This window comes from Mesorhizobium sp. C395A (genome assembly GCF_030323205.1).
Lineage (GTDB): Bacteria > Pseudomonadota > Alphaproteobacteria > Rhizobiales > Rhizobiaceae > Mesorhizobium.
The window spans coordinates 4,243,496-4,267,744 of record NZ_CP100473.1 but is presented as its reverse complement, the minus strand read 5'-3'; the positions used below and the strand labels follow the sequence as shown (position 1 = coordinate 4,267,744).

The following is a 24,249-nucleotide window of genomic DNA, read 5'->3' as shown; positions in this document are numbered from 1 at the left end:
TGGCGCTTGGCAATATTGCCCGACTGTCGGGCCGCACCACGCCGTTCAGAGGCGGTTGACGACCAGGCAGTCGACCATGGCGGCAAGATGCAGCCCGGCGCCGGTGACGACAAAGCCGTGCCAGAGGGCATTGTGAAAGCGCAGGCGTTTCCAGGCGAAGAAGATGACGCCGCAGGAGTACACGATGCCGCCGGCGACAATCAGCGCGATCGAGGTCGTCGGCAACGTCGCCACCAGCGGCTTGACCAGGACGACGCCGCTCCAGCCGATGGCGAGATAGAAGACAATGGCCAGACGATCGAAGCGGCCGGGCAGGAACACTTTCATGGCAATGCCGGTCAAAGCAGCGGTCCAGACAAGGACAATCATCGGCAGCGCCAGCGGCGAGCCGTCGAGCTGGGCCAGAAAGGGCGTGTAGGTCGCGGCGATCAGGAGATAGATCGCCGCATGATCGAAGCGCCGCAAGATCCACTTCGCCGGCGACGTCACCGGCCACAGATTGTAGGTCAGCGAAATCGACAGCACAGTCAGCAGCGACACCACGAAGAAGGCGGCGGCGATGTATTCGCCGGGACCGGCATGGAAGGCGGCCAGCGCCAGCAACGCCGAGCCGGCGGCTATCGCCAGCACGATGCCGACCGCGTGGACGATGCCATCGGCGATCATCTCCGCACGCGAATAGTGCCAACGCCCGACAAAAGGGATTTCAATTGGCTGGTCTGGCTGCGCTTCTCGCGAGGATAGTGAAGGTATGCTCGTCATAAAAGATCCTGCGTCACCCTTATCTGGGCGGCCGCCGGGCAGTATTTCAAGCTTTGATTGCGGTTTTGCGACTGCGGCGCTTCAGCGCGCCGCGCCGGCATGCCAAGTGATCAGCGCGCCGAAAGCGGCTTCTTCACGGCCTTGAGCAGCGCGCGCTGGATGACCTCGTTGCCAGCGACGAGCGAACCCCCCTCGAGCATATCCTGGCCTCCATCCATGTCGGAGACGAAGCCACCGGCCTCGCGGATCAGCAGCAGGCCGGCGGCAATGTCCCAGGCCGACAGGCCGGTTTCCCAAAAGCCGTCCATGCGGCCTGCGGCGACATAAGCGAGATCGAGCGCGGCGGAACCCAGGCGGCGCACGCCCGAGACCTCGGCCATCACATTGCGCAACTCGACGAGGAAATTGCCGTGCTGGCCGCGGCCGAGATGCGGCACGCCGCAGCCGATGACGCAGTCGGTGAGCTTGCTGCGGCCGGCAACGCGCAGCCGGCGATCGTTCATGAAGGCGCCGCCGCCGCGCTCGGCGGTGTAGAGCTCATCCATTGCCGGATTGTAGATGACGGCGGCGACCAACTGGCCCTGTCGCTCCAGCGCGATCGAGATGGAAAAGATCGGAATGCCGTGCAGGAAATTGGTGGTGCCGTCGAGCGGGTCGACGATCCAACGGTGCTGGTCGTCGTCCCCTGCGATCATGCCGCGCTCTTCCATCAGGAAGGCATAGCCCGGCCGTGCCTTCGACAGTTCGGCAAACAGGATGTCCTCGGCCTTGCGGTCGGCTTGGCTGACATAGTCGCCCGGTCCCTTCATCGACACCTGCAGGTTCTGCACCTCGCCGAAGTCGCGCGACAGCGAGCGGCCGGCCTTCATGGCGGCCTGGACCATGACATTGAGAAGTGCGGAGCGTGCCATCGTATCTGTTCCTGCCTACGCGTCAGTCTGCGCGGCGCATGTAGGTGAGTTCGTTGGTGTCGACGACGATGCGTTCGCCGGCGCCGATGAATGGCGGCACCAGCACGCGGATGCCGTTTTCCAGCACCGCCGGCTTGTACGAGGACGCGGCCGTCTGGCCCTTCACCACCGGGTCGGCCTCGGTGATGGTCAGCGTCACCTGGTCGGGCAGCGAAATGCCGATCGGCCTGTCCTCATAGAGCTGGACCGTCACCATCATGCCGTCCTGCAGGAAGGCGGCGCGGTCGCCGACGAAATCCTTCGCCAGCTCGAGCTGCTCGTAGCTCTGCGTGTCCATGAACACCAGCGCGTCGTCCTGGGCGTAGAGGAAGGAAAAATCCTTCAGATCGAGCCGGATCTGCTCGACGGTCTCCGCCGAGCGGAAGCGCTCGTTGAGCTTGGTGCCGTTGATCAGGTTCTTCAGTTCGACCTGGTTGTACGCGCCGCCCTTGCCGGGCTTGACGGTGTTGGTCCTGACCGCCACCCAGAGGCCGCCATCGTGTTCGATGACATAGCCGGGACGGATTTCGTTGCCATTGATCTTGGCCATGATGAGATTGATCCGGGATGCTACCAACGGCTTGGCCGTTGGTATGGGGATGATCGCTGGACAAGCGATTTCGGGCCCCCAAGACCACAAATCGGCAGGAGAGGCAAGGGATGCCAGATCGCCCGACAGCGGCTGGTAGCCTCAAACCTGGGCTGCAATGACTTTGCCGACGGCCTCGACGATGGCATCCGCAGCCTCAGTCAGCCGGTTGAGATGAGGCGAGCGAAGTGCGGCGACCTGTAAGGAAAGGTCGACATCTTCCGTGTTGACGAGCATGAGGCCGTCGGGAAGTCGGCGCCTTGCAAGACGCAACGGCATTAGCCCAAGGCCGTGCCCCCGACGGACCCATTCCATCTGCAAGGCCGGATCCTGTATCTCCGCCGCGATCTCGAAATAACGCCTTCCGCCGACCAGAACGGACGTGAGCTTCTGGCGCGCGTCGCAAGGTGCCGGACTAAGCACCCACGGCATGGGTGTCCGGCCACCGTCTTCCGGATCGGCGACGGTGGACGCAGCGATGACGCCAAGACGTTCAGTGCCAAGCGCTTCCGGACCTGGCTTGTCCGACGATCGCAGAACAATCGTCACATCGAGCTCGCCGCGTTCGAATTGATCGATCAGTTCGGCGCTCCAGCCGGTCTTGAGCCGTAGCGACACTTTCGGGAATGCCGCCGCGGCGTTGGCGATGGCCCCCGCTATGTCGCGGTCCGAGAGGCCATGGGCGAGACCCAGGCGGAACAGTCCTTCCGGCTCGGTCTTTCCGGCGAAGGATTTCAGCGCTTCTACGGAAGCGATGATATCGCGGCCGCGCGCCAGCACTTCCAGCCCCGTCGGCGTCAGTCGCGGCGGCTTTTGCCGGCGGTCGAGCAGCGTCGTGCCAAGCATGTCCTCCAGCCGCTGGATTTGCCGGGTCACAGCCGGCTGCGTCAGCGGCAGGCGCCGGGCGACCTTCTGGATCGAGCCCTCCTCGGCAAACAGGGCGAGCGTGCGCAATTCCTCAAGCATAGTCAGAACGATGTTTCGCAAGCATAATCATTCTGAACATTATGAATTTGAAATCCACCGCCTGGCAAGCGATTTTCCTTTCAAACGGAAGGACAATGACAATGAAGGCAATCGAACTGCAGAGCCCAGGCGGCATCGACAATCTCATGATGGTCGAACGGCCAACGCCGGAACCCGGCCGTCAGGAGATGATCGTCCGCGTCAAGGCGACGGCGCTCAACTACCGCGATGTCGAGATCGCGCGCGGCAGCTATCACACGACATTCCCCTTGCCGCTGGTGCCGCTTTCCGACGGCGTCGGCGAGGTCGTTGCGGTTGGCTCCGAGGTCAGCCGCTTCAAGGTCGGCGACCGGGTCTGCGGCACGTTCTGGCAGCGATGGGTCGGCGGCAGCTTCGCCATGGCCGAACCCTCATACCAGCGCGGTGGCCCCATCGATGGGCTGCTAAGCGAATTCGCCCGGCTGGACGAACAGGCGGCGGTCATCGCCCCGGCGCAGCTCAGCGATGTCGAGGCGGCGACGTTGCCTTGCGCCGCGGTCACTGCCTGGCATGCGTTGTTCACCGAGGGCAAGCTCAAGCCAGGCGAAACCGTGCTCAGCCTCGGCACCGGCGGCGTGTCGCTGTTTGCCGTGCAGTTGGCAAGGGCGGCCGGCGCGCGCGTCATTGTTACGTCGAGCAGCGATGAGAAGCTTGCCCGGGCGAAGGGGCTTGGCGCGCATCACGGCATCAACTACCGCGACAATCCGGACTGGTCGTCGGCCGTGCTGGCGCTGACCGATGGCCGCGGCGCGGACCACATCATCGAAGTCGGTGGTCCCCAGAGTTTCGCGCAGTCGCTCAAGGCGTCGGCGCGCGGCGCCCAGATCAACGTCATCGGCTATCTCGGCGGCAGCGAAGGGGTGATCAATCCGCTCGACATCTTCCGACGCCAGGTGAAAGCACGCGGCATACCGGTCGGCTCGCGCGAGTCCTTCGAAGCGATGAACCGGGCGCTCGCCGTCAATCGGCTGCGGCCGGTGATCGACCGGGTCTTCCCATGGGCAGAGGCAGCGCAGGCCTTTCGCCATCTCGAACACGGCTCTCCCTTCGGCAAGGTCGTGCTGGATCATACACAGTGACGTTGCGTGTCAGGGCAGGCGGTTGGCCTTCTGCAAGGCTTGCTTTGTCTGATCGTCGGTCAGCCCTTGCAGGAAATCGTCCATCTCCGGATCGATAAGGCCGGCGCGGCGGGCGACCACATACCAGGCCCCGGCCAGGATCAGGTCGGGGTCGGTTCCGATGCCGCCCATATAGAGCTTTGCCAACCGGTTCTGGGCAGCGACATTGCCGCCTTCAGCTGCCTGCTTCATCCAGTTGAAGCCGGATTTCAGGTCGCGAACACCGCCCCGGCCCTCGATCATCCAGGCGGCAAGATCGATCTGCGCGGTGTCGTAGTTCTGCCTGGCAGCCTGTGCCAGCAAGCTGCGGGCCTTTGCATCGTCGCGGGTCTTGCCGCCGACGCCATTGGCATAGACCTGCGCCATCGCATACTGGGCGTCGGCAAGCCCTGTCGCCGCGGCACGCTCATAATAAGGCACAGCCCTGGCGATGCCGGCATCGCCCGGATCCTGCTGCACGAGCAATTGCGCGAAGTTGAACTGCGCCAGCCGGTTGCCGGCCTCGGCGGCGGCCTGCATCAGCGCATAAGCTCCCTTCTCGTCCTTCTTGACGTAGCGGCCGTCGAGCAGCATCAGCGCATACTGGAACTGCGATTCAGGAATCCCCTGCTCGGCGGCCTGCGCATACCATTTGGCGGCTTCCGCTGGGTTGAGCGGCACGCCCAACCCGCGCGACAGGATCTCGGCCACCAGCGTTTGCGCCGCCGGGTCGCCATTCTGAGCCCGCACCAACGCCAGATTGTAGGCCGTCTTGTAAAGGCCGCGCTGGAAAGCGCCATAGGCGGGGTCCGCCGGCTTGGCGCCGAAACGTTCGGGGTTGATCGCGTCGGCCGACGGCAGCGGCGCGGTTGTCGCCGGCTGCGGCAGCGGGGTGTCGATCGGCTTGTCGATATGGACGCCGGAATCCGTGGCACCGGCTTTTGGGGCACCCGCATCGGGGGCGACCGCATCCGGCACGCTGAGGGCGGGTGCGCTGGTGTCCGGCCTCGGCTGCGGCAGCGGAACGGTCTCCGCCGCGATCGCTGCCCCGCTCATCAACGCCGCAACGAGAACCGCGAGAGGAAGTCCATGTCGGCGCACGTCAGCCCTCGAAGCGCGGCGCGGTTTGGTCGAGCAGCGCATTGGCGGCGGCAATCGCCGCCTTCGGATCGGCGCCTTCGGCAAAGACGGCGCTGGACAGCGCCACGAACTCGGCGCCAGTGGCGGCCACCGCTTCTACCGAGGCGATGGCGGAACCGGCCATGACAATGCAAGGGATCTCAATCACGTCCGCCCACCATTGCCCGAGCGACAGGTTGCGCGGATGCGGTTCCGGCTTGTTGTCGTAGCCGAAGCGGCCGAAGAAGATGTAGTCGGGTCTGGTTTCGCCGAGTTCCAGCGCGTCGTCGCGCGTCTTGGCGCCACCGGCGCCGACCATCATCTTGCCCTGGAAGTGTTCGATGGTCTCGGCGAGCGCGTCCTTGGAAACCTCGACATGAATGCCGTCGGCCTGGACACGGCCGGCAATGCGGGTATCGCCGGCGATGATGACGGCGATGCCGGCCGCTTGCGCGGCCGGTACGATCTGTTCTGCAAAAGCCTGGAAGGCAGCCTCGTCCATGCCGTTTTCAGGCAGGATCAGCGAAGCGATATCACCGCCGTCGAAGGCAGCCGCAATGCGGCGCGCCGGAGCGTCCCTGGGTGCGATCAGCACGATGCGGCAGCGGTTGGGGGGTGTTGCGTCGTTCATTGGCTTTCGATCCCGGGTTTCGCCTATGCCGGGCGAAGATGGTTGCATTGCGGCATAGAACAAAGCGCCCGCCTTGAACAGGCGGGCGGGGATCGATGCGATGGCTTTGGTTTACGATCGCCGGCGAGCCGACGCTCTGCGGCTCATTTGACGGCTTGCGGGCTTTCGGCCGGCGATTTGGCCCTCCACAAAGTCCAGCCGAGATTCATGCCGGCGGCGGCGATCAGGATGGCGGCTGCGCCGACGAACTGGGCCGGATGCAGCCGGTGGCCGAAGGCCATCACATCGACCAGGATCGCAACGACAGGATAGATGAAGGACAGCGACCCCTGCAGATGCGTCGGCAGTTTCTGGATGGCGGCGTACATCAATATGTACACCAGGCCGGTGTGAACGACGCCAAGCGTGGCCAGCATGGCCCAGCTCCAGGCATCGGCGGGCAAATGCGAGAGGTTGGCAAAGGGCGCCAGCATGACGACGCCGACGCAGACCTGGATCAGCGCGATCAGATGCGGCGGGGTGCCCTTGAGCTTCTTGGCGACGATTGCCGCGACAGCCCAGAAGAAGGCCGCTCCGAGCGCCATGACGATGCCGATGACATAATCTGTGCCGGTTATGCCGGAACCGACACCCGCATCGGGCCCTGTCTGCACGATCAGCAGCATGCCGGCGAAGGCGATGCCGAGCCAGGTCAGCTTGGCCAGTGTCAGCCGCTCGCCGAAGAACAGCGCGCCGAAGCCGACCAGCATGAAGGGCTGCGTGTTGTAGACCGCCGTGGCAATCGAGATCGAGGCGCGGGAGAAGGCGCTGAACAGCAACAGCCAGTTGATGACGATAGCCGCGCCGCCAAGAGCGGCGATGGCAACAATGCGCAGCGTCAGCCTGCCGCGCAGCAGCCCGAGTGCCGCGCAGGTGATCAGCAGCGCCACCGCGCCGAAGGCGCAGCGCCAGAACACCACGTCCATAACGGGCTGGCCCGACATGACGACAAACCAGCCGATCGTGCCGACAATCGTCATCGCCGCCGTCATCTCGATCGTGCCGCGTACCGTGTTGTCCATGACAATACCTCTATCTGTTGAGGCCATAATCTCATGCCGTCTTGAGGGTTTATATACCCTATGAAAGGTGATATGGGGGCAGGACCTTATTTAATAAGGCGCGCGCTGCCCTTTTGCGAGGAGATGAAAATGCTGGACGAGTTGGACAGAAAGCTTCTCGACATCCTGATCCTGGATTCGCGGACTTCGTTGAAGGATCTGGCGCAGCAGGTCGGGCTGTCATCGCCGAGCGTCTCGGAACGACTGCGGCGGCTCGAGGAACGCGGCGTCATCCGCGCCTTCACCATCGAGATCGACCCGGAGGCGCTGGGGTTTCCGTTGCAGGCGATCGTGCGGGTGCGGCCACTGCCGGGCAAGCTGCACATCGTGCAGAAGCTGATCGAGGAGATCCCGGAATTCGGCGAATGCGACAAGGTCACCGGCGACGACTGTTTCGTGGCCCGGCTCTACGTGCGCTCCATCGGCGAGCTCGACAAGCTTCTCGACCGCATCGCCGACAAGGCGGAAACCAGCACCGCCATCATCAAGGCGCAGCCGATCCGGCGCCGTCCTCCACCGCTGAACTAAAGCTCCAATTTGTAACCGATGTGGCTGGCCTTGAAGCCGAGCCGGTCATAGAAGCGATGCGCGTCCTGGCGGCTCTTGTTGGTGGTCAGCTGGATAATCTTGCAGCCGCGTTCACGGCACTGTTCGATCGCCCATTCCAGCAGACGCTGTCCCAGCCGTTCGCCGCGGCGGTCTGCGACGACGCGCACAGCCTCGATCTGGCCGCGCAAGGCGCCCTGCAGCGACAGCCCGGCGAGATAGCTGATCTGCAACGTGCCGATGACGCGGCCGCTATCCGTCATCACGGCAAGAAACTGGTTGGGGTCGGCGTCGATGGCGGCAAAGGCGTCGCGATAGGCCTTGGCGAGTGGCTCGGTCGCATCCTCGCGGCTGCGGCCAAGCGGATCGTCGGCGAGCATGGCTACGATGGCAGGCAGGTCGGCCGCTTCGGCGCGGCGGATGTGGGGTTCGCTCATTGTCAAAAACCTGGGGTCAAAAACCTGGGGTCAAAACCTGGGGTCAAAACCTGGGGCCAAAACCTGGGGCCAAAACCTGATGCATCGGACGGCGCCCTTATGCATCGGCGGCGATCTTGCCGTAAATCCGGAACCGTCGCTTTACGCACAGTTGATCGACACGGCCGGCATTTTCCCGGTCGCGGCGCAAGGGTTTCTGGGCTATTGCAGGGCAACCGTCTTCCCTCCAGCATTTCCAGTTCATGTCAGGTCTGCTCGCCGATCCGTGGTTTTATGCCGCCGCCATTCCGGCGGTGATACTTGTCGGGCTGTCGAAAGGCGGCTTCGGCGGCGCTGTCGGCTTCGTTGGCGTGCCTTTGATGGCGCTGGCCATGCCGCCGGTGCAGGCGGCGGCCATCCTGCTGCCGATCCTGTGCCTGATGGACATCGTTTCGGTGTGGACGTGGTGGGGTGTGTATGACAGAAAGATGCTGGTCGACATGATGCCGGGCGCGGTGATCGGCATTGGGCTCGGCTGGCTGACGGCAGCGCTCGTCACCGAAGAGATGGTGCGGCTGATCGTCGGCGCTGTCGCGCTGATCTTCGTGCTGCGCTGGCTCTATCTCCAGTTCCGCCACGGTTCCGACCATGCGGCGGCGCCCAACCGCATCGCCGCCGCCTTCTGGGGCACCGTCGCCGGCTTCACCAGCTTCGTCGCCCATGTCGGCGGGCCCCCCTTCCAGGTCTATGCGCTGCCGATCCGGCTCGATCCGAAGGTGCTGTCAGGGACATCGGCGATCTTCTTTGCCGCCACCAACGCGCTGAAGCTGATCCCCTACTTCGCGCTTGGCCAGTTCGACACCGCCAACCTGACGGCGTCGGCCGTGCTGATGCCGCTGGCGCCGCTGGCCACCATCGCCGGCGCCTGGCTGGTGCGGCGCATGCGGCCGGAGATTTTTTATCCCTTCACCTACGCGACCGTGGCCGTGGTCGCGGTCAAGCTGCTTTGGGACGGGATCGCCGGCCTGCTCTAAATCCCGCTCAGGCGGCTGCCGGTTTGGTTCGCGGGGCGCTCGCAAAGGTCAGCGATGCACCACCAACGACCACGACCGCCATGGCGCCGAGAGTGGCGATGTCGTGCGCGGTCGGCTTCAGCACCATGTCGGCGACGACGACGATCATGATGACGAAATCGAACTTGACGATCCGTATCATGCGGCGCCCAAACGCTATGGCAGCCGGGGTCATGCCGTCCGCGGCAAGCATTGTGGCAAGCTTTTCGAACGAAGGCTTCAGCACGAGGATACCGGTCAGAAACGCGGCGGCGTAGCCGCAAAGGCCGATGACGACCCAAAGGTCGGAGAAGCCGGTCCATAGCGAAGTCAGCACCAGACCAGAAGCCAGGGTCGCGATAGACGCCGGCACGAACAGACGCAAGCCGAGTTTGTCCGTCGTTCTCAGCATGACCATCAGCGTCTCGTCGTCGCCGTCGCGATCGGCGAGTATCGAAACCAGCAGCATGGCGAAACCGCCGCCGAGCCAGAGGATCGCTGCCATGACATGCAGGAATTTGAAGAGAGAATACCAGTCCATTGCCGCTCCTTGTGCATCGTTCCGGGGGTAAACGCTGCTTTCGCGCGTCTGCTTCCGAAGGAGGGCGGATTATCTCCGTACATGTATCCAGAAGATGCCGCGTGGGTGCCGGCTTGTTGCGGTGGCGCCGTCGCCGGATTTTACCGCCAGCCCGCACAATACCCGGCATTTGCCGGATAGACGCCGTGTCGGCATTGGCTGGTTTCGCGGCATGATCCTGAAACCTGCGGGGACTAAGCCGCTCGCGACCGACGCTCCATTTTGGCCGCGCGCGGTCGGACCAAGTCTGCAACAACCAACGAGGGTATCCCATGCAAGGCGTAGCACGAAATTTCTTCACCCTGGCCGTCATCTATTCCCTGTGCGGCATGGCGCTCGGCCTGCATATGGCGATCTCCAATGACCATGGGCAGATGCCGACCCACGCGCACACCATGGTGGCGGGCTGGCTGATGTCGGCGGTGTTTGCCTTCTTCTACCACCTGTTTCCAGCGGTCGGGCAAAAGACGATTGCCGTCGTGCATTTCTGGCTGACGGCAATCTGCGGCATCGCACTGATGATTGGGCTTTACTTTGAACTTGCCGGCCATCCGGAGATCGAGCCGGTGCTGGCTTCCTCCTCGATGGGGTTTTATGCGGCAATGCTGCTGTTCGCCTTCATTTCCTTGCCGGCTGTGTGGAAGAAGGCATGAACAAGCCGACGATCAGGCTTAGGGCACCGTTGTGCTGATACGGCACAGAAGGGCAGCGGTCGATCAAGAAATATCCGCGCCGTTAAGGATTCATTAAGCTTTACAGGTGTTTACTATGTCCATCCAGTGATCTGGATTCTTACCGAGTGGTTGGAGCCACTTCGTTTGACGCCTCCCTGTTAAACTCCTGAGAGCCGCCTTATCCGCGGCTCTTTTTTTGTCTGCTTTTGGTCCGCTTGGCGCCCCTGCGCAGGCGTTAACCGTTTGTTAAACATGTGCTTGCCTTCGCCGGCGGCGAAGCGCATTTTCAAGCTTCAGTCATCTAGGGTGCCGGCGTGACGGCGAGAAGCCGAATCAGCCGACGGGGCAGTGCAGGGGCGTATCGATGAACGAGCCTTCGAAGGGCATCGCGAAAACCATCAAGCTGGCGGAACGCCGGGTTTTCTCCCAATCCTTCAAACCGCTCTACCAGGAAGGCATGGGCCTGGTCGAACAGGCAGCCGAGTATCTTGACGGCAAGGGCCGGGCCGAGGCCAAGAAGCTGTCCAGGCTGGCGGCGACGCTCTATGCGGCCGAATCGATGCGGCTGACCACAAGGTTGATGCAAGTCGCCTCCTGGCTGCTTTTGCAGCGGGCGGCAAATTCCGGCGAGATGACCCGCGACCAGGTCGCTTCGGAAAAATCCAAGGTGCGTCTCGACACCGCCTCGGCGCATGACGAAGCGGTCGGCTGGGGCGAACTGCCGAAGGATTTCCTCGACCTCGTCACCCGCTCGCTGCGCCTGCAGGCGCTGGTGCGCCGCATGGACGAAGAGATCTATGGCGGCGCGTTTGCCGAGACGCCTGCCGCCGCCCGCCGCGCCAATCCGGTTTCCGACCAGATCACGCTGCTGAACACGGCTTTCGCTCGAGGTTAAACGCCTCCGTTTCCGGTTTGTTCACATTTCGCTGACATCGCTGTGCGCCGGAGGTAGACTTCGCGCATGAGGGAAGCGATTCGCATTATCGGTATCGATCCGGGGCTGAGGCGCACCGGCTGGGGCATCGTCGAGAGCCTCGGCAACTCGCTGCGCTTTATCAGCTCCGGCACTGTACGCTCCGACGACAAGGCGGCGCTGGCGACACGGCTCTGCCAATTGCATGACGGGCTGGCCGAGATCCTGCATGCGGCCATGCCCCAGGAAGCGGCCGTCGAGCAAACCTTCGTCAACAAGGATGCGGTGGCGACACTGAAGCTCGGCCAGGCGCGCGGCATAGCCATGCTGGTGCCGGCGCGCGCCGGCCTTGTTGTGGCCGAATATGCCCCCAATGCCGTCAAAAAGGCGGTGATCGGCGTTGGCCATGGCGACAAGAAGCAGATCCACATGATGGTAAAGGTGCTGTTGCCGAAAGCCGTTTTCGACACCGAACATGCCGCAGACGCGTTGGCTATCGCCATCTGCCACGCGCATCACCGGCAAAGCGTCGCCTACAGGATGGCGCTGGCATGAGGGATCACGCATGATCGGCAAATTGAAAGGCACGCTGGACGAGATCGAGGAGGATTTCTGCCTCGTCGATGTGCACGGCGTCGGCTATGTCGCCTATTGCTCGGCGCGCACGCTGGCCGCGCTGCCTTCGCCCGGCGAGGCGGTGGTGCTGTTCATCGAGACCTATGTGCGCGAGGACATGATCCGGCTCTACGGTTTCCAGTCGGTGCTTGAGCGCGAATGGTTCCGGCTGTTGATGAGCAATGTGCAAGGCGTCGGCGCCAAGGTGGCGCTGGCCATCCTGTCGACGCTGGCGCCGGCAGACCTCGCCAATGCGATCGCGCTGCGCGACATCGCCATGGTCAGCCGCGCGCCCGGCGTCGGCAAGAAGGTGGCCGAGCGCATCGTCACCGAGTTGAAGAACAAGGCGCCGGCCTATGCCGGAACCGCCTCCGGCACCATCGGCCTTAAGCAGGAGCTCGGCGAAGGCGTGGCGCCGGCGCCGATTACCGACGCCGTCTCGGCGCTGGTCAATCTCGGCTATTCGCGCGACACAGCAGCCAATGCTGTCGCGGCGGCGCTGAAGACGGCCGGCGAGGACGCCGATGCCTCGAAGCTCATTCGTTTCGGGCTGAAGGAACTGGCGCGGTGAGTGATTGCTTGTCCGGTCCTTTGCCCTGTGCGAGGAAGGCCGCATGAGCCTTTCACCCCGCCTCATTGCCCCGGAAAAGCGCGGCGAGGATGCTGAGCAGACCTTGCGGCCGCAGACGCTCGCCGATTTCGTCGGCCAGGCCGCAGTGCGGGCCAATCTCAAAGTCTTCATCGAGGCCGCCAAGGGCCGCAGCGAGGCGCTTGACCATGTGCTGTTCGTCGGGCCGCCGGGGCTTGGCAAGACAACGCTGGCGCAGATCATGGCGCGCGAGCTCGGCGTCAATTTCCGCTCGACCTCCGGTCCGGTGATCGCCAAGGCCGGCGATCTCGCCGCACTTCTCACCAATCTCGAAGACCGCGATGTGCTGTTCATCGATGAGATCCACCGGCTCAATCCGGCAGTCGAGGAGATCCTTTACCCGGCGATGGAGGATTTCCAGCTCGACCTGATCATCGGCGAAGGTCCGGCGGCACGCTCGGTCAAGATCGATCTTGCCCGCTTCACGCTCGTCGCCGCCACCACCAGGCTCGGCCTTTTGACCAACCCGCTGCGCGACCGTTTCGGCATTCCGGTGCGGCTCAATTTCTATTCTGTCGAGGAACTGGAGCAGATCGTGCGGCGCGGCGCCCGCATCCTGCAAATGCCGCTTGGCGACGATGGCGCGCTGGAGATCGCACGTCGCGCCCGCGGCACGCCGCGCATCGCCGGCCGGCTGCTGCGCCGCGTGCGCGATTTCGCCTCCGTCGCCGGTGACGGCCACGTCGACAAGCAGATTGCCGACGAAGCTCTCACCCGGCTCGAGGTCGACGCGCTCGGCCTCGACGCACTCGACCGCCGCTATCTCTCGATGATCGCGCGCAATTTCGGTGGTGGGCCGGTCGGCATCGAAACCATCGCCGCCGGCCTCTCCGAGCCGCGCGACGCCATCGAGGACATTATCGAGCCCTATCTGATCCAGCAGGGTTTCATCCAACGCACGCCACGCGGCCGCGTGCTGACCGCCAACGCCTGGCGCCATCTCGGCCTCGACGCGCCAAAGGATCTGGCACAGCAGCAGATCAACCTGTTCCAGGAAGAGTAACGGACATTTGTTCTTCGGAACGGATTTCTGTGCAGAATCTCCTCAAACCTGCCAGCGTGAAGGCGCATTCCTCGATTGTATCGGGCGTCGCAATGTCGGCGCGAACTGCTCCGATCAAGGTCGGAGCCAGAAAAGTGATCACCAGACGCGGGTTCCTGAAATTCGCCGGAGGTTCGTTCCTCTCGCTGGCTTCGCTCAGTGCCTATGCGGTCGGCATCGAGCCGATGCTGTTGACGCATGTGAAGCGCTACCAGCTGACGCCGCCGCATTGGCCTGCAGATCTCAAGCTGCGCGTCGTAGCACTTGCCGATATTCACGCCTGCCGTCCCTGGATGACGCCTGAGCGGATCGCTTCGCTCGTCGAAGATGCGAACGTGCTGAAGCCCGATCTGATCGTACTGCTCGGCGACTATTTCTCAGGCATGTCCCTGGTGACGAACCGGGTGGAGGCCCATGAATGGGCGCCGGCCTTGTCAGGACTGAAGGCGCCGCTTGGTGTGCTGTCGATCCTCGGCAATCACGACTGGTGGCACGATCCTTTCGCGCAGCAGGCCGGAGCGGGGACTGTGGCGCGCAAGGCATTGGAGGAATCCGGCATCTCGGTTCTGGAGAACGACGCCGTGCGCCTGCAAAAGGATGGATACGGCTTCTGGATCGCCGGGCTCGCCGACCAGCTGGCACTGTTACCGAACAAGGCCGCAGGCCGCGACAGATTTGAAGGCCTGGACGATCTCGACGGCACGCTGGCCAAGATCACCGACCAGGCACCGATCATCCTGCTTGCGCATGAGCCTGACATTTTCCCGAAAGTGCCGTGACGGGTTTCGCTGACGCTGTCGGGCCACACACATGGCGGGCAGGTCAGGCTGTTCGGCTATTCACCGGTGGTGCCGTCCCGCTTCGGCAACCGCTTTGCCTTTGGCCATGTCGTCGAGAATGACCGCAATTTGATCGTGTCAGGCGGACTCGGCTTCAGCATCGCGCCGGTGCGCTTTGGCATGCGGCCGGAGATCCTGCAGATCGACCTCGGTTAGGGCATGCCGGTATTCAGGTGATGCCGGCCTGCAAATGAGGTGTTCCTGCGCTTCCGGTAGTCACGGACCAAAGTCCGCTCCGTTCCGGTTTTCGGACCCCTCATTTTCGACTCGGCCTGACCTGAATCTCGACATGCCCTAGGGCTAATGGAGCGAGCGGATCGCATCCATCACGGCGGGTTCGGCCTTTTCGCCGTTGAAAGCGTCGACGATGCCGAAGGCGCCGCCAAAACTCCACACCGACCATGAGAAGCCATGCGCCTCGGCGCGCGCGATCATGTCCTTGACATAGGCCGCGCGGTATTTGGGCGGCATCACATAGGGATTGCCATATTCCTGGCGGATCATGCCGAACTCGCCCAGCGTGATGTTTTCCGGCTTGATGGCGTTGGCCTTCGCCCAGGCCTCGACCTTTTCGAACGGCGCATCCATGACGCCGAGCAGCTTTTCGTCCGTGTCCATGCTGGCGACTTGTTCATCGAGATAGGCGAGCAGGCCGTTCCGTCTGGTCCGTGGCGCCTCGGCTTTTATCTTGGCGCGGATCGCATCCAGCGTCGCATCGAGCTCGGCGCGCGGCACCGCGGTCAGCGGATAGGGCAGGCCGGTAACATAGAGAATGAAATCGCCGGCCCAGGTCGCGCCCTGATGCGTCAGCAGGAACGGGTCGTAGGAGTGGAAGGTCCAGATGATGTTGTCGTCGGGGATCGACTTTGGGTCGATCCTGACCAGCGAAGCCGCACTGGAATAACAGGCGCCGGTCAGGATCAGCGTCAGCCTGGTGGCCGAGGCGCGCGCGGCCGCGAACAGCTTTTGCTGACGCTCCGGCCACAGGCTGGTGCCCTCGCTGTCGCAGTCGACGATAGGCTCGTTCATCGGCTCGAAAGCGACCTGCGCCGGGTCCTCGGTGGCAAGCGTGCGCGCCATTTTGCGGACGACCTCGACATAGGCGTCGAAGGTTGCGGGATCGTCCATCACCTGGCCCATGCCGATCTCGCGGCCGCCGCCGGCCGGGATCAGGTGCATGTCGACGATCACTTTCAGACCGGCCCGGTTGATCATGCGCGCCGAGTCCCGCACGCTGGCATAAAGGTCGTCGCGCAGCGCCAGTGTCTGATCCGACATAAACGGCGAGGGATCGACCGGCATGCGCAGAAAGTCGAAACCGGCGGCCTTCAGCGCCTTGAGGTCATCCTCGTTCAGGAACTTGCGCCATTCCGGATAGGGCAGGATGGCTTGTCGGTCGTTCCATTTGTCTTCCCCGACCCAGGTCGTCCACTGGTCGAGGTTGAGGCCGCGCTTCATCGAAAAGCTAGCGGCCTGACCGGGAAGCGCAGACGCCGCCAGCACCAGCAGCGCTGCCATCACGGTCTTGATCATCGCCGTCAACAATGCCATCCGGTTTGCTGCGCTGGTGATTTTGGCAAGACAGGTGCCCCGCCGGGGGCAAAAAGGAAAGCGCGATGGACGATCATGGTGAATCGGCGGCGCTTGCCGGCGGGCTTTCCGGAGCCTTGACGGAATTCGGCCATCGGCTGATGGCGCGAGTCTATTATGCCGACACCGATTTTTCCGGCGTCGTCTACCACGCGCGCTATCTCGAATTCTTCGAGCGCGGCCGCTCGGACTATCTCAGGCTGGCGGGCGTCCACCACACAGAACTTCACGAAGGCAAGCACGGCGAACGGATCGTCTGGGTGGTGCGGCGGATGGAGATAGATTTCCGCTCGCCTGCCCGCATGGACGACATCCTGACCATCGACACATCAACGCAGGATATTTCCGGCGCCCGCATCGTCATGGCGCAGCAATTGAAACGCGGGACAGAGGTTCTGGTCGAAGCAAAGGTCGAGGCGGCGATCATCGGCGAGAACGGCCGGCCGAAGCGCTTTCCGAAAGAATGGATCGCGGCCTTTCTACCAGGAGCAAGCTGATATCCAGGCCTGCCGGCCGGCAACGAGCGGCCAATCGGCAGCGCATTCGATTGTGGATGGATGGCCCGCGTCGTGCCTTGGCGCGGCAATGCGCCGCGCCATATTTCCTAACCCATCCTTAACCATAACGGTTCATGAAGAGATCGGTGAAGATTGGAAGAATCCGCGCGCCTTCCTTTCACCAATATTTGCCCTGAAAAGGCCGCCAACGGTGCATTTTGGGGTTAATCCGCAAGCCAAGCGCGAACGGACCACAAGGGATGCCCATGGGCCAGCCGCCAGCGATGCCCGGAAAATCTTAAGGACTGAAGCATGGAAACTACCGCACTCGCCGATCCGGCAGCGCAATTGTCGATTTGGGCGCTGTTCACACAGGCCAGCTGGGTGGTCAAGCTGGTCATGATCGGTCTGCTCTGCGCCTCGGTCTGGACCTGGGCGATCATCGTCGACAAGCTGGTCAGCTATGCCCGCATGCGTCTGTCGCTCAATCGCTTCGAACAGGTGTTCTGGTCGGGGCAGTCGCTGGAAGAGCTCTATCGCACGCTTGCCGACCGCAAGACCACGGGCATGGGTGCGATCTTCGTTGCGGCCATGCGCGAATGGAAGAAGAGCTTCGAGAAGGGGGCCAAATCGCCGCTCGGCCTGCAGACCCGCATCGACAAGGCGATGGACCTGGCGTTGACGCGCGAGATGGAGAAGCTGGAGGGCCGTCTCGGCTTTCTCGCCACCACTGGTTCGGCCGCACCCTTCATCGGCCTGTTCGGCACCGTCATCGGCATCATGACCTCGTTCCAGGCGATTGCCGGTTCGAAGAACACCAGTCTCGCGGTTGTTGCACCCGGCATTGCCGAAGCGCTGCTGGCGACGGCCATCGGTCTTCTCGCCGCCATACCGGCGGTTATCGCCTACAACAAGCTGTCATCCGACGCGAACAAGATCGCGGTGCGGATGGAAGGGTTCTCGGATGAGTTCTCCGCCATACTCTCGCGCCAAATCGATGAAAAAGTAGCGCCTAAGGGCTGAGGTAAGAAGATGGGTATGTCGGTTGGCATGGCAGGACGCGGCGGGCGCGGACACAGGCGGCGCGGCCGCCACCATGCATTGATGTCGGAAATCAACGTCACGCCGATGGTCGATGTGATGCTGGTGCTCTTGATCATCTTCATGGTCGCCGCACCTATGTTGACGGTCGGCGTGCCGGTCGACCTGCCGGAGACTAAGGCCAAGGCTATGAACGCCGACACCCAGCCGATCACCGTTTCGATCGACGCGGCCGGCAAGATTTTCCTGCAGGAGACCGAAATCCCAAGGGAAGAGCTGGTCGCCAAACTGCAGGCGATTTCCAAGACCGGCTACGAAGAGCGCATCTTCATCCGAGGCGACAAGGCGACCAACTATGGCGCCGCGATGGAGGTCATGGCCCTCATCCAGGCCGCCGGCTACAAGAATATCGGCCTGATTTCACTGCAGCAACAGGATCAGTAGACGCACGATGAAGACCGGCCTCACCACATCGGTGATACTGCATACGGTGGCACTGGCTTTCGGCCTGTTCACCCTGTCGGCGCCGGCCGCGCTGCCGTCCACGGATGTGGAGTCGATAGCGGTCGACATCGTTCCCATGGAAGCCATTGCGCAGACGCTGCAGGGCGACAAGAAGGCGGTGATGCATGAAAAGCCGGCGCCGATGCCGACCAAGCGTCCCGACATCGTGCCAGATGCACAGAAAATCGGCGAGAACAGCGTTGATACCGACAAGCCGGTGACGGACGATCCCAAGCCGAAGCCGGTGGAGAAAACAGCGACGGCTGCTCCGGCGCCGACGCCGACCGAAAAGCCGAAGACCGAGGACACGCCGAAGCCAAAGGAAGCGCCGAAGCCGACACCTGCGACGGAGGTGGCGCCGGAGCCGCAGCCGAAGGAAGAGGTCAAGCCCGAGCCGGTGAAGCAGGTTGAACCGAAGCCGACCCCGGTGAAGGAGCCTGCACCAACACCGCAGCCGGACACGACCGCCGCCATAGAGCCGAAGCCACGCGTGAAGCCCGATGCGGTCGCCGAAGCCATATCGGATCAGCAGCCTCTGGAAGAAGCGCAGCTTCCGACTTCCGCTCCTGCTCCCGAAGCACGGCCGAAGCCGCAGCCGGCGCAGGCCGAAAGCGCCAAGGCACCGGACCGCAAGGACGCTGACAAGCCAGTCAAGGAAGCCTCGTCGAAGCCGAAGTCGGATGACAAGCAGTTTAATGAGGCTGACATCAAGGCTTTGCTCGACAAGCAGAAGCCATCCGGCGGCGGCGCTAAGCGCTCGACCCAGCAGGCATCGCTAGGCGGCGACAAGGATCAAGGCCAGAAGCTGTCGAAGTCCGAGCAAGGGGCATTGGAAGAACAGCTCGGTGGCTGCTGGACCCTCCCGGTTGGGCTTGAGGGTTCTGAGGATTTCACCGTGGTGATCCGTTTCAGCCTGGATGCCTCCGGCAAGCTGGAGGGCCGTCCGACCGTCGAGAAGTCCAGCGGCAACCCCCAGTTCGACAGCAGCGCGGTTCGCGCTGTGCAGAAATGCGATGTCGCCGGCCTGCAGGTGCCCGCCGGAAAGCATGACATTTGGTCCGACGTTCGCGTCAACTTCGATCCCAGAGCGATGCTTGGCCTGTAGCCTGAGCACCCGAAATCAGCAAGAGAAGCGAGAAGACATGAAATCCATCCTCAAGCCGCTCCTGATGGTCGCCGCGATGGCGATGGGCATGAACGCCGTCGTCACCTTGCCTGCTCGAGCAACCCTCGAGCTCAACGTCAACAAAGGCAATGTCGAACCGATGCCGATCGCCATCCCAGATTTCCAGGGAGGGCTCGGCGCGCAGATTTCCGAGATCGTCACCGCCGACCTGAAGCGCTCCGGTCTCTTCGCACCGATAGACAAGAACGCCTTCATCGAGAAGATCGCCAATCCGGATGCGCAGCCCCGTTTCGACGACTGGAAGGTGATCAATGCGCAGGCGCTGGTCACCGGCAGCGTGAGCAAGGAGGCGGACGGCCGAATCCGCGCCCAGTACCGACTATGGGATATTTTTGGCAACCAGCAGATAGCCGGGGAGCAGTTTTTCGCCAACGACGCAAATCAACGCCGTGTCGCCCACATCATCGCCGATGCGATCTATGAGAAGCTCACCGGCGAGAAGGGCTATTTCGACACACGCGTCGTCTTCATCGACGAATCCGGCGCCAAGAATGCGCGCAAGAAGCGGCTCGCCATCATGGACCAGGACGGCGCCAATGTGCGCTATCTCTCCGATGGCCGCTCGATCGTGCTGACGCCGCGTTTCTCGCCCAACCGGCAGGAAATCACTTACATGTCGTACGAAAGCGGCCAGCCGCGGGTCTATCTGCTGCAGATCGAGACCGGGCAGCGCGAACTGGTCGGCAATTTTCCCGGCATGACCTTTGCGCCGCGCTTTTCGCCCGACGGCCAGAAGGTGATCATGAGCCTGCTGCGCGACGACGGCAATTCCAACATCTTTGCCATGGACCTGCGCAGCCGCTCGACCACCAGGCTCACCAATTCGACGGCGATCGATACCTCGCCGTCTTATTCGCCCGACGGCAGCAAGGTGGTGTTCACTTCCGACCGTGGCGGCCGCGCTCAGATCTATGTGATGGGCGCCGACGGCTCGGGCCAGACCCGCATCTCGTTCGGCGACGGCGTCTATTCGACGCCGGTGTGGTCGCCGCGCGGCGACCTCGTCGCCTTCACCAAGCAGACCGGCGGCGAATTCCAGATCGGCGTCATGAAGACCGACGGTTCGGGCGAGCGCATCCTCTCCTCGGGCTTCCAGCAGGAGGGACCGACCTGGGCGCCCAACGGCCGCGTGCTGATGTTCTTCCGCGACTCCGCCGGCGGCCCAAAACTGGTTTCCGTCGATCTCACCGGCCGCAACGAACAGTCGATCCCGACCGCGAATTTTGCTTCCGACCCGGCGTGGTCGCCGCTGCTGGAGTAACTAAGTTTCGGCCTGGCCCGCTCGCTTCGTTGCAACTCGGCAACACTACCTTAAAAGCCCCGTTTTGGGGCTTTTTTCACGCCAAGGTCGCGTTTTGGCCGCATTTCCGCCTACGGTCCGCGACCATTGTGGCATCAGGTTATTTTGGCCGGGACGGCGGCTGAAACCAAATTTTAACCGTGTTTCTTGAGTGCCGGTTAACCCAAACGTGGTTACTGGGTGATCAACGAAGTCACTCGAATACGAAGGAGAGGCGGCATGGGCCGTATCGCAGCACTTACCAGAAACCCGGCGATGATCGCCCTGATCGCGATGCTCGCCATCACCGGTTGCGCCTCGAAGAAAACCCCGAACAACGCTGCCGATCTCGGTCTCAATGGCGCGGGTGCGGCAACGCCGGGCTCGGCGCAGGACTTCACCGTCAACATTGGCGACCGCATCTTCTTCGACACGGACTCGACCGCGATCCGCGCCGATGCGCAGACGACGCTGTCGCGCCAGGCGCAGTGGCTCAACCAGTACAAGCAGTACGCCATCGTCGTCGAAGGCCATGCCGACGAACGCGGCACGCGTGAATACAATCTGGCTCTCGGCGCCCGCCGCGCCGCCGCCACCCGCGACTTCCTGGTCGCCAGGGGCGTTTCGGCGAGCCGCCTGAAGACCATTTCCTACGGCAAGGAACGTCCGGTCGCGGTCTGCGACGACATCTCCTGCTGGTCGCAGAATCGCCGCGCCGTCACCACGCTCTCCGGCGCTGGCTCCTGATGAGTAAGACGGCGGCCTTAGTCGCATAATTGCAACACTTCCATGCGAAAGGCGGCCTTGTGGCCGCCTTTTTCAGTTTCGGTCCCGGAAACAAACCCGGAAACAAAATTTGGCCGAAGTCTCGCCTCCTGCTAAGAGCCGAGGGCGTCGTGCCGGTCCCACTGTGATCGGAAGGCGCGAACAGGCTCACGATATTCACGGCGAGAGGCACATGCATTTCAGATCGGTCTTGAGCGGCACGCTTGCGCTGCTGCTCGTATCAGGCTTCGCGGCTTCTGCGAGCGGCACCGGACAACCCGCGGATAGCGGCTTTTCCTTCCATCTGCCGACGCTCGGCATTTTCGGCAAGAAGGAGAAGCCGGAGCAGCAACAGATCGCGCAGCAGCAGGACGGCACCGCCGCCGCGGGGCTGGAAGATCAGCTCCGGCAGATGAACGGCAAGCTCGAGGAACTCAACTTCCAGATCCTGCAGATGCAGGAGCAGATGCGCAAGCAGCAGGAAGACAACGAGTTCCGCTTCCAGCAGTTGGAAGGCGGCTCCAGCGGGCAGCCGCCGGCCCAGAAGAAATCGGAGGCCGCGCCGCAGGACGGTGGCGCGGGCACCGGCGTCGCCGAGGCCCCGGCAGACCAGGCGCCGGCCGATGCCGGCGCGCAGTCGGATGGCGGCCAGAGCGTCGGCGAGGTCATCGTCGAATCGCAGACCGGCGATCCCGGCAAGGTGATCAACGGCACGCCGCCCAAGACCTTCGGCACCATCACCGTCGACAAGAACGGCAATGTAATCGACGCCGGCGGCAACACGCAGGCAGCGGCGCCGGCGGAAGGTGCGGCTCCCGCCGCCGAGGCGCCGGCTGCCGGGGCTAAGACCGGCAAGTCGGACGGCACGGTGGTGGCGGCGCTGCCTGCCACCAACAACCCGGAAGAGATCTACCGCAACTCCTACCAGTTCATCCTGTCGGGCGACTACAGCACCGCCGAGCAGGGTTTTCGCGACCACATCGCCCGGTTCCCGAAGGACGCCAAGGCGGCGGACGCGCATTACTGGCTTGGCGAATCGCTGCTTGGCCAGCAGAAGTATCATGACGCTGCCGAGGTTTTCCTCTCCGCCAGCAAGGACTATCCGAAGGCCAAGAAGGCGCCTGACATGCTCCTGAAGCTTGGCGTGTCGCTGGTCGGCCTCAAGCAGAAGGATGTCGCCTGCGCCACCTTCGGCGAGATCGGCAAGCGCTATCCCGATATTTCGGCCGCGCTCAAGGAACGCGTCAAGCAGGAGAGGGCGCTGGCGGCGTGCTAGTCTTTGCCGTGTTGTCCCAGAACCGGGACCACTTTTGCGCGACATGCATTGATGCTCGATACCGAGCCTGACCTTTCGAATTTTTCGCAGATCGACTTTACCAACGGCGCGCTTGCGGCCGTGTCCGGCGGCAGCGACTCGACCGCCCTCCTTCTTCTCCTCAAGGCTCACCTCGACCGCAGCGCCCCGACAGCCCGGCTGCTGGCGGTGACGATCGACCACGGCCTGCGTCCGGAAGCAGCAGCCGAAGCGCGCAGCGTGGCAAAGCTTTGTGCCGAGCGCGGCATCGCGCACCTGACGCTCAACTGGCACGGCGCCAAGCCGTCGGCCGGCCTGCCCGCGGCGGCGCGCGAGGCGCGCTACCGGTTGCTGGCCGAGGCAGCGCAGGCGCAAGGCATTGGTGTGATCGTAACCGGCCACACCGCCGACGACCAGGCCGAGACCGTCCTGATGCGAGCCGCGCGGAATGACGGGCGAGAGCTTGCAGGCCGAGGTCTCGCCGGCATGGCGCCTGCCACCCTCTATGACTGGCGGATCTGGATCGCGCGGCCGCTGCTCGGCGCTCGGCGCGCGGCGTTGCGCGCCTTCCTGCAGCGCGAACATGTCGGCTGGGTCGAGGATCCGACCAACATCGACACGAATTTCGAACGCCCGCGCATCCGCGCCGTGCTCGGCGAAGACCGGAGCGGGCAGCGTTTTGCCGAAGCGATCGGCCTGGCCAGGCGGGCCGCCGGCGAGCGCGAACAACTCGGTCGCCGCGCCGCCGCCCTGATCGGTGAATTTGCCAGCCGGCCGGCGAGGGGTCTCATCCGTCTCGATCCCGGTCTTGCCGAAGCTGACGACACGCGAGCCTCGGTCTATGCGCTGCGTGTCCTGCTGGCGGCGACGGGCGGCACCGCCTTGTTGCCGGACCAGGCGCGCGGCGAAGCGCTGTTCGAGCAAATGCGGGCCGGTCGGCTTTGCGCCACATTGTCGCGGGCGGTCGTCGATATCAGGCGAAACGGCATCTTCCTGCGCCGTGAATCGCGCGACCTGCCGCGTTCCGCGCCGATAGCTGGCACTCTGCTTTGGGACGGTCGCCGGCGGATCACGCCAGACATCGAAGCCGGGGCGATCACATTGGGCGACAGTCCGGGTGCATGGTTGATCGCGCCGCTTGGCGCCGCTGCCGCCGCCAGAACGCCGATTGCCGGGGATGGCGCGCCGCCAAGCCTTGTGCGCGCCGCCCTGGCTGCGGAACCGGCGCTATGGCGCGGTGGCGAATGCCTTGGTTTTGCAGGGGATGTAGCGGCGGCGGCGGCAATCGCCGTCAGTCCCGCCGTTGCGCCCTTTGCCCGTTTTCTGCCGTGCTTCGATCTGGTGTTGGCGCAGGCCGTGGCCGAGTTGATCGGCGCACCGCCTGTCCCGGCTTGCCCTTTGGCCGCCACAGTGCCGGTTGATCATGGCGCGAAAGCTTAACCCAGACGTGCTGTTATGCTTGGCAAGGGGGGCGCTCTCCCTATGTTAGGCGCAAGTTTCCTCTCATGACGCGT

The 24,249-nt window shown here is 63.5% G+C and carries 26 protein-coding genes and 1 pseudogene; 17 read left to right on the top strand and 10 right to left on the bottom strand.

The features are described 5' to 3' along the window. Positions 1–45: 45 nt before the first annotated feature. The 4 genes from trhA to NLY37_RS20870 all read right to left on the bottom strand — a co-directional run bounded on the left by trhA (position 46) and on the right by NLY37_RS20870 (position 3,288). Entirely contained in the window at positions 46–762 is a 717-nt protein-coding gene (gene trhA, locus NLY37_RS20885) for a PAQR family membrane homeostasis protein TrhA (RefSeq protein ID WP_023700276.1), read from the bottom strand. A 110-nt stretch (positions 763–872) separates the two neighbouring features. Next, positions 873–1,673, bottom strand: a complete 801-nt coding sequence (locus tag NLY37_RS20880) for an inositol monophosphatase family protein (RefSeq protein ID WP_023742238.1) — start codon at positions 1,671–1,673, stop codon at positions 873–875. Between the two features lie 22 nt (positions 1,674–1,695). Next, a complete protein-coding gene (efp, locus tag NLY37_RS20875) occupies positions 1,696–2,262 on the bottom strand; it encodes an elongation factor P (RefSeq protein ID WP_023668757.1) in 567 nt (188 codons plus the stop codon). Positions 2,263–2,403: 141 nt separating this feature from the next. Continuing rightward, positions 2,404–3,288 carry a LysR family transcriptional regulator gene (locus NLY37_RS20870; protein WP_156933948.1) on the bottom strand — a complete coding sequence of 295 codons (885 nt, stop codon included), beginning with the start codon at positions 3,286–3,288 and terminating at the stop codon, positions 2,404–2,406. Between the two features lie 80 nt (positions 3,289–3,368). Here NLY37_RS20870 and NLY37_RS20865 point away from each other — a divergent pair, with 80 nt between their 5' ends. Beyond that, positions 3,369–4,385 carry a zinc-dependent alcohol dehydrogenase family protein gene (locus tag NLY37_RS20865; protein ID WP_023742241.1) on the top strand — a complete coding sequence of 339 codons (1,017 nt, stop codon included), beginning with the start codon at positions 3,369–3,371 and terminating at the stop codon, positions 4,383–4,385. Between the two features lie 9 nt (positions 4,386–4,394). Here NLY37_RS20865 and NLY37_RS20860 read toward each other — a convergent pair whose 3' ends face one another. From NLY37_RS20860 to NLY37_RS20850, 3 genes are all read right to left on the bottom strand, one after another. Further along, a complete protein-coding gene (locus NLY37_RS20860; RefSeq protein WP_196814837.1) occupies positions 4,395–5,459 on the bottom strand; it encodes a tetratricopeptide repeat protein in 1,065 nt (354 codons plus the stop codon). Between the two features lie 46 nt (positions 5,460–5,505). Further along, positions 5,506–6,153 (bottom strand): thiamine phosphate synthase, encoded by a 648-nt coding sequence (locus NLY37_RS20855; protein WP_023704894.1) that lies wholly within the window; start codon positions 6,151–6,153, stop codon positions 5,506–5,508. 143 nt (positions 6,154–6,296) lie between these two features. Then, complete coding sequence (locus NLY37_RS20850; RefSeq protein ID WP_023704893.1) at positions 6,297–7,214, bottom strand: DMT family transporter; 918 nt, start codon at positions 7,212–7,214, stop codon at positions 6,297–6,299. Positions 7,215–7,343: 129 nt separating this feature from the next. Here NLY37_RS20850 and NLY37_RS20845 point away from each other — a divergent pair, with 129 nt between their 5' ends. Further along, positions 7,344–7,781, top strand: a complete 438-nt coding sequence (locus tag NLY37_RS20845) for an Lrp/AsnC family transcriptional regulator (protein WP_023704892.1) — start codon at positions 7,344–7,346, stop codon at positions 7,779–7,781. On the opposite strand, the gene NLY37_RS20840 is transcribed toward NLY37_RS20845, so the two are convergent. Further along, positions 7,778–8,236 (bottom strand): GNAT family N-acetyltransferase, encoded by a 459-nt coding sequence (locus NLY37_RS20840; protein WP_023668764.1) that lies wholly within the window; start codon positions 8,234–8,236, stop codon positions 7,778–7,780. The two genes, NLY37_RS20845 and NLY37_RS20840, sit on opposite strands and share 4 nt — an antisense overlap. Positions 8,237–8,478: 242 nt before the next feature. Between NLY37_RS20840 and NLY37_RS20835 the strand changes: the two genes are divergently transcribed. Beyond that, positions 8,479–9,249, top strand: a complete 771-nt coding sequence (locus NLY37_RS20835) for a sulfite exporter TauE/SafE family protein (RefSeq protein ID WP_023668765.1) — start codon at positions 8,479–8,481, stop codon at positions 9,247–9,249. Between the two features lie 7 nt (positions 9,250–9,256). On the opposite strand, the gene NLY37_RS20830 is transcribed toward NLY37_RS20835, so the two are convergent. After that, positions 9,257–9,808 (bottom strand): DUF2269 family protein, encoded by a 552-nt coding sequence (locus NLY37_RS20830; RefSeq protein ID WP_023694595.1) that lies wholly within the window; start codon positions 9,806–9,808, stop codon positions 9,257–9,259. A gap of 311 nt (positions 9,809–10,119) precedes the next feature. Between NLY37_RS20830 and NLY37_RS20825 the strand changes: the two genes are divergently transcribed. The 6 genes and pseudogenes from NLY37_RS20825 (at position 10,120) to NLY37_RS20800 (ending at position 14,735) form a co-directional block, all read left to right on the top strand. Further along, positions 10,120–10,500, top strand: coding sequence for a hypothetical protein (locus NLY37_RS20825; RefSeq protein ID WP_023668767.1), 381 nt, complete (start codon positions 10,120–10,122; stop codon positions 10,498–10,500). 385 nt (positions 10,501–10,885) lie between these two features. After that, on the top strand, positions 10,886–11,416 hold the full coding sequence (gene rcdA, locus NLY37_RS20820) for a protease adaptor protein RcdA (RefSeq protein ID WP_023668768.1): 531 nt from the start codon (positions 10,886–10,888) through the stop codon (positions 11,414–11,416). A 66-nt stretch (positions 11,417–11,482) separates the two neighbouring features. Further along, positions 11,483–11,989 carry a crossover junction endodeoxyribonuclease RuvC gene (gene ruvC, locus NLY37_RS20815; RefSeq protein ID WP_023668769.1) on the top strand — a complete coding sequence of 169 codons (507 nt, stop codon included), beginning with the start codon at positions 11,483–11,485 and terminating at the stop codon, positions 11,987–11,989. A gap of 10 nt (positions 11,990–11,999) precedes the next feature. Then, entirely contained in the window at positions 12,000–12,620 is a 621-nt protein-coding gene (ruvA, locus tag NLY37_RS20810) for a Holliday junction branch migration protein RuvA (RefSeq protein ID WP_023668770.1), read from the top strand. Positions 12,621–12,663: 43 nt separating this feature from the next. Then, the gene (ruvB, locus tag NLY37_RS20805; protein ID WP_023700287.1) at positions 12,664–13,701 is read left to right on the top strand and encodes a Holliday junction branch migration DNA helicase RuvB; all 1,038 of its coding nucleotides are present in this window, start codon (positions 12,664–12,666) and stop codon (positions 13,699–13,701) included. A gap of 134 nt (positions 13,702–13,835) precedes the next feature. Next, positions 13,836–14,735, top strand: a pseudogene (locus NLY37_RS20800) (metallophosphoesterase). A 144-nt stretch (positions 14,736–14,879) separates the two neighbouring features. Here NLY37_RS20800 and NLY37_RS20795 read toward each other — a convergent pair. Continuing rightward, positions 14,880–16,130, bottom strand: coding sequence for a glycoside hydrolase family 5 protein (locus NLY37_RS20795; protein ID WP_023742242.1), 1,251 nt, complete (start codon positions 16,128–16,130; stop codon positions 14,880–14,882). Positions 16,131–16,195: 65 nt separating this feature from the next. On the opposite strand from NLY37_RS20795, the gene ybgC reads away from it, so the two are divergent. The 8 genes from ybgC to tilS all read left to right on the top strand — a co-directional run bounded on the left by ybgC (position 16,196) and on the right by tilS (position 24,175). Further along, entirely contained in the window at positions 16,196–16,666 is a 471-nt protein-coding gene (gene ybgC, locus NLY37_RS20790) for a tol-pal system-associated acyl-CoA thioesterase (RefSeq protein WP_023673845.1), read from the top strand. A gap of 312 nt (positions 16,667–16,978) precedes the next feature. Beyond that, complete coding sequence (tolQ, locus tag NLY37_RS20785) at positions 16,979–17,689, top strand: protein TolQ (RefSeq protein ID WP_023673844.1); 711 nt, start codon at positions 16,979–16,981, stop codon at positions 17,687–17,689. Between the two features lie 9 nt (positions 17,690–17,698). Then, positions 17,699–18,151 carry a protein TolR gene (gene tolR / locus NLY37_RS20780; protein WP_023673843.1) on the top strand — a complete coding sequence of 151 codons (453 nt, stop codon included), beginning with the start codon at positions 17,699–17,701 and terminating at the stop codon, positions 18,149–18,151. 7 nt (positions 18,152–18,158) lie between these two features. After that, positions 18,159–19,316: a cell envelope integrity protein TolA gene (gene tolA, locus NLY37_RS20775; protein WP_023733017.1), complete on the top strand. Its 1,158-nt coding sequence runs from the start codon at positions 18,159–18,161 to the stop codon at positions 19,314–19,316. A gap of 37 nt (positions 19,317–19,353) precedes the next feature. Next, on the top strand, positions 19,354–20,658 hold the full coding sequence (tolB, locus tag NLY37_RS20770) for a Tol-Pal system beta propeller repeat protein TolB (RefSeq protein WP_023673841.1): 1,305 nt from the start codon (positions 19,354–19,356) through the stop codon (positions 20,656–20,658). A gap of 258 nt (positions 20,659–20,916) precedes the next feature. Beyond that, positions 20,917–21,423: a peptidoglycan-associated lipoprotein Pal gene (gene pal, locus NLY37_RS20765; RefSeq protein WP_023684182.1), complete on the top strand. Its 507-nt coding sequence runs from the start codon at positions 20,917–20,919 to the stop codon at positions 21,421–21,423. A 211-nt stretch (positions 21,424–21,634) separates the two neighbouring features. Then, a complete protein-coding gene (gene ybgF, locus NLY37_RS20760) occupies positions 21,635–22,717 on the top strand; it encodes a tol-pal system protein YbgF (protein ID WP_023733018.1) in 1,083 nt (360 codons plus the stop codon). A gap of 51 nt (positions 22,718–22,768) precedes the next feature. Beyond that, positions 22,769–24,175, top strand: a complete 1,407-nt coding sequence (tilS, locus tag NLY37_RS20755; protein ID WP_023742243.1) for a tRNA lysidine(34) synthetase TilS — start codon at positions 22,769–22,771, stop codon at positions 24,173–24,175. The last annotated feature ends 74 nt before the right edge of the window (positions 24,176–24,249 follow it).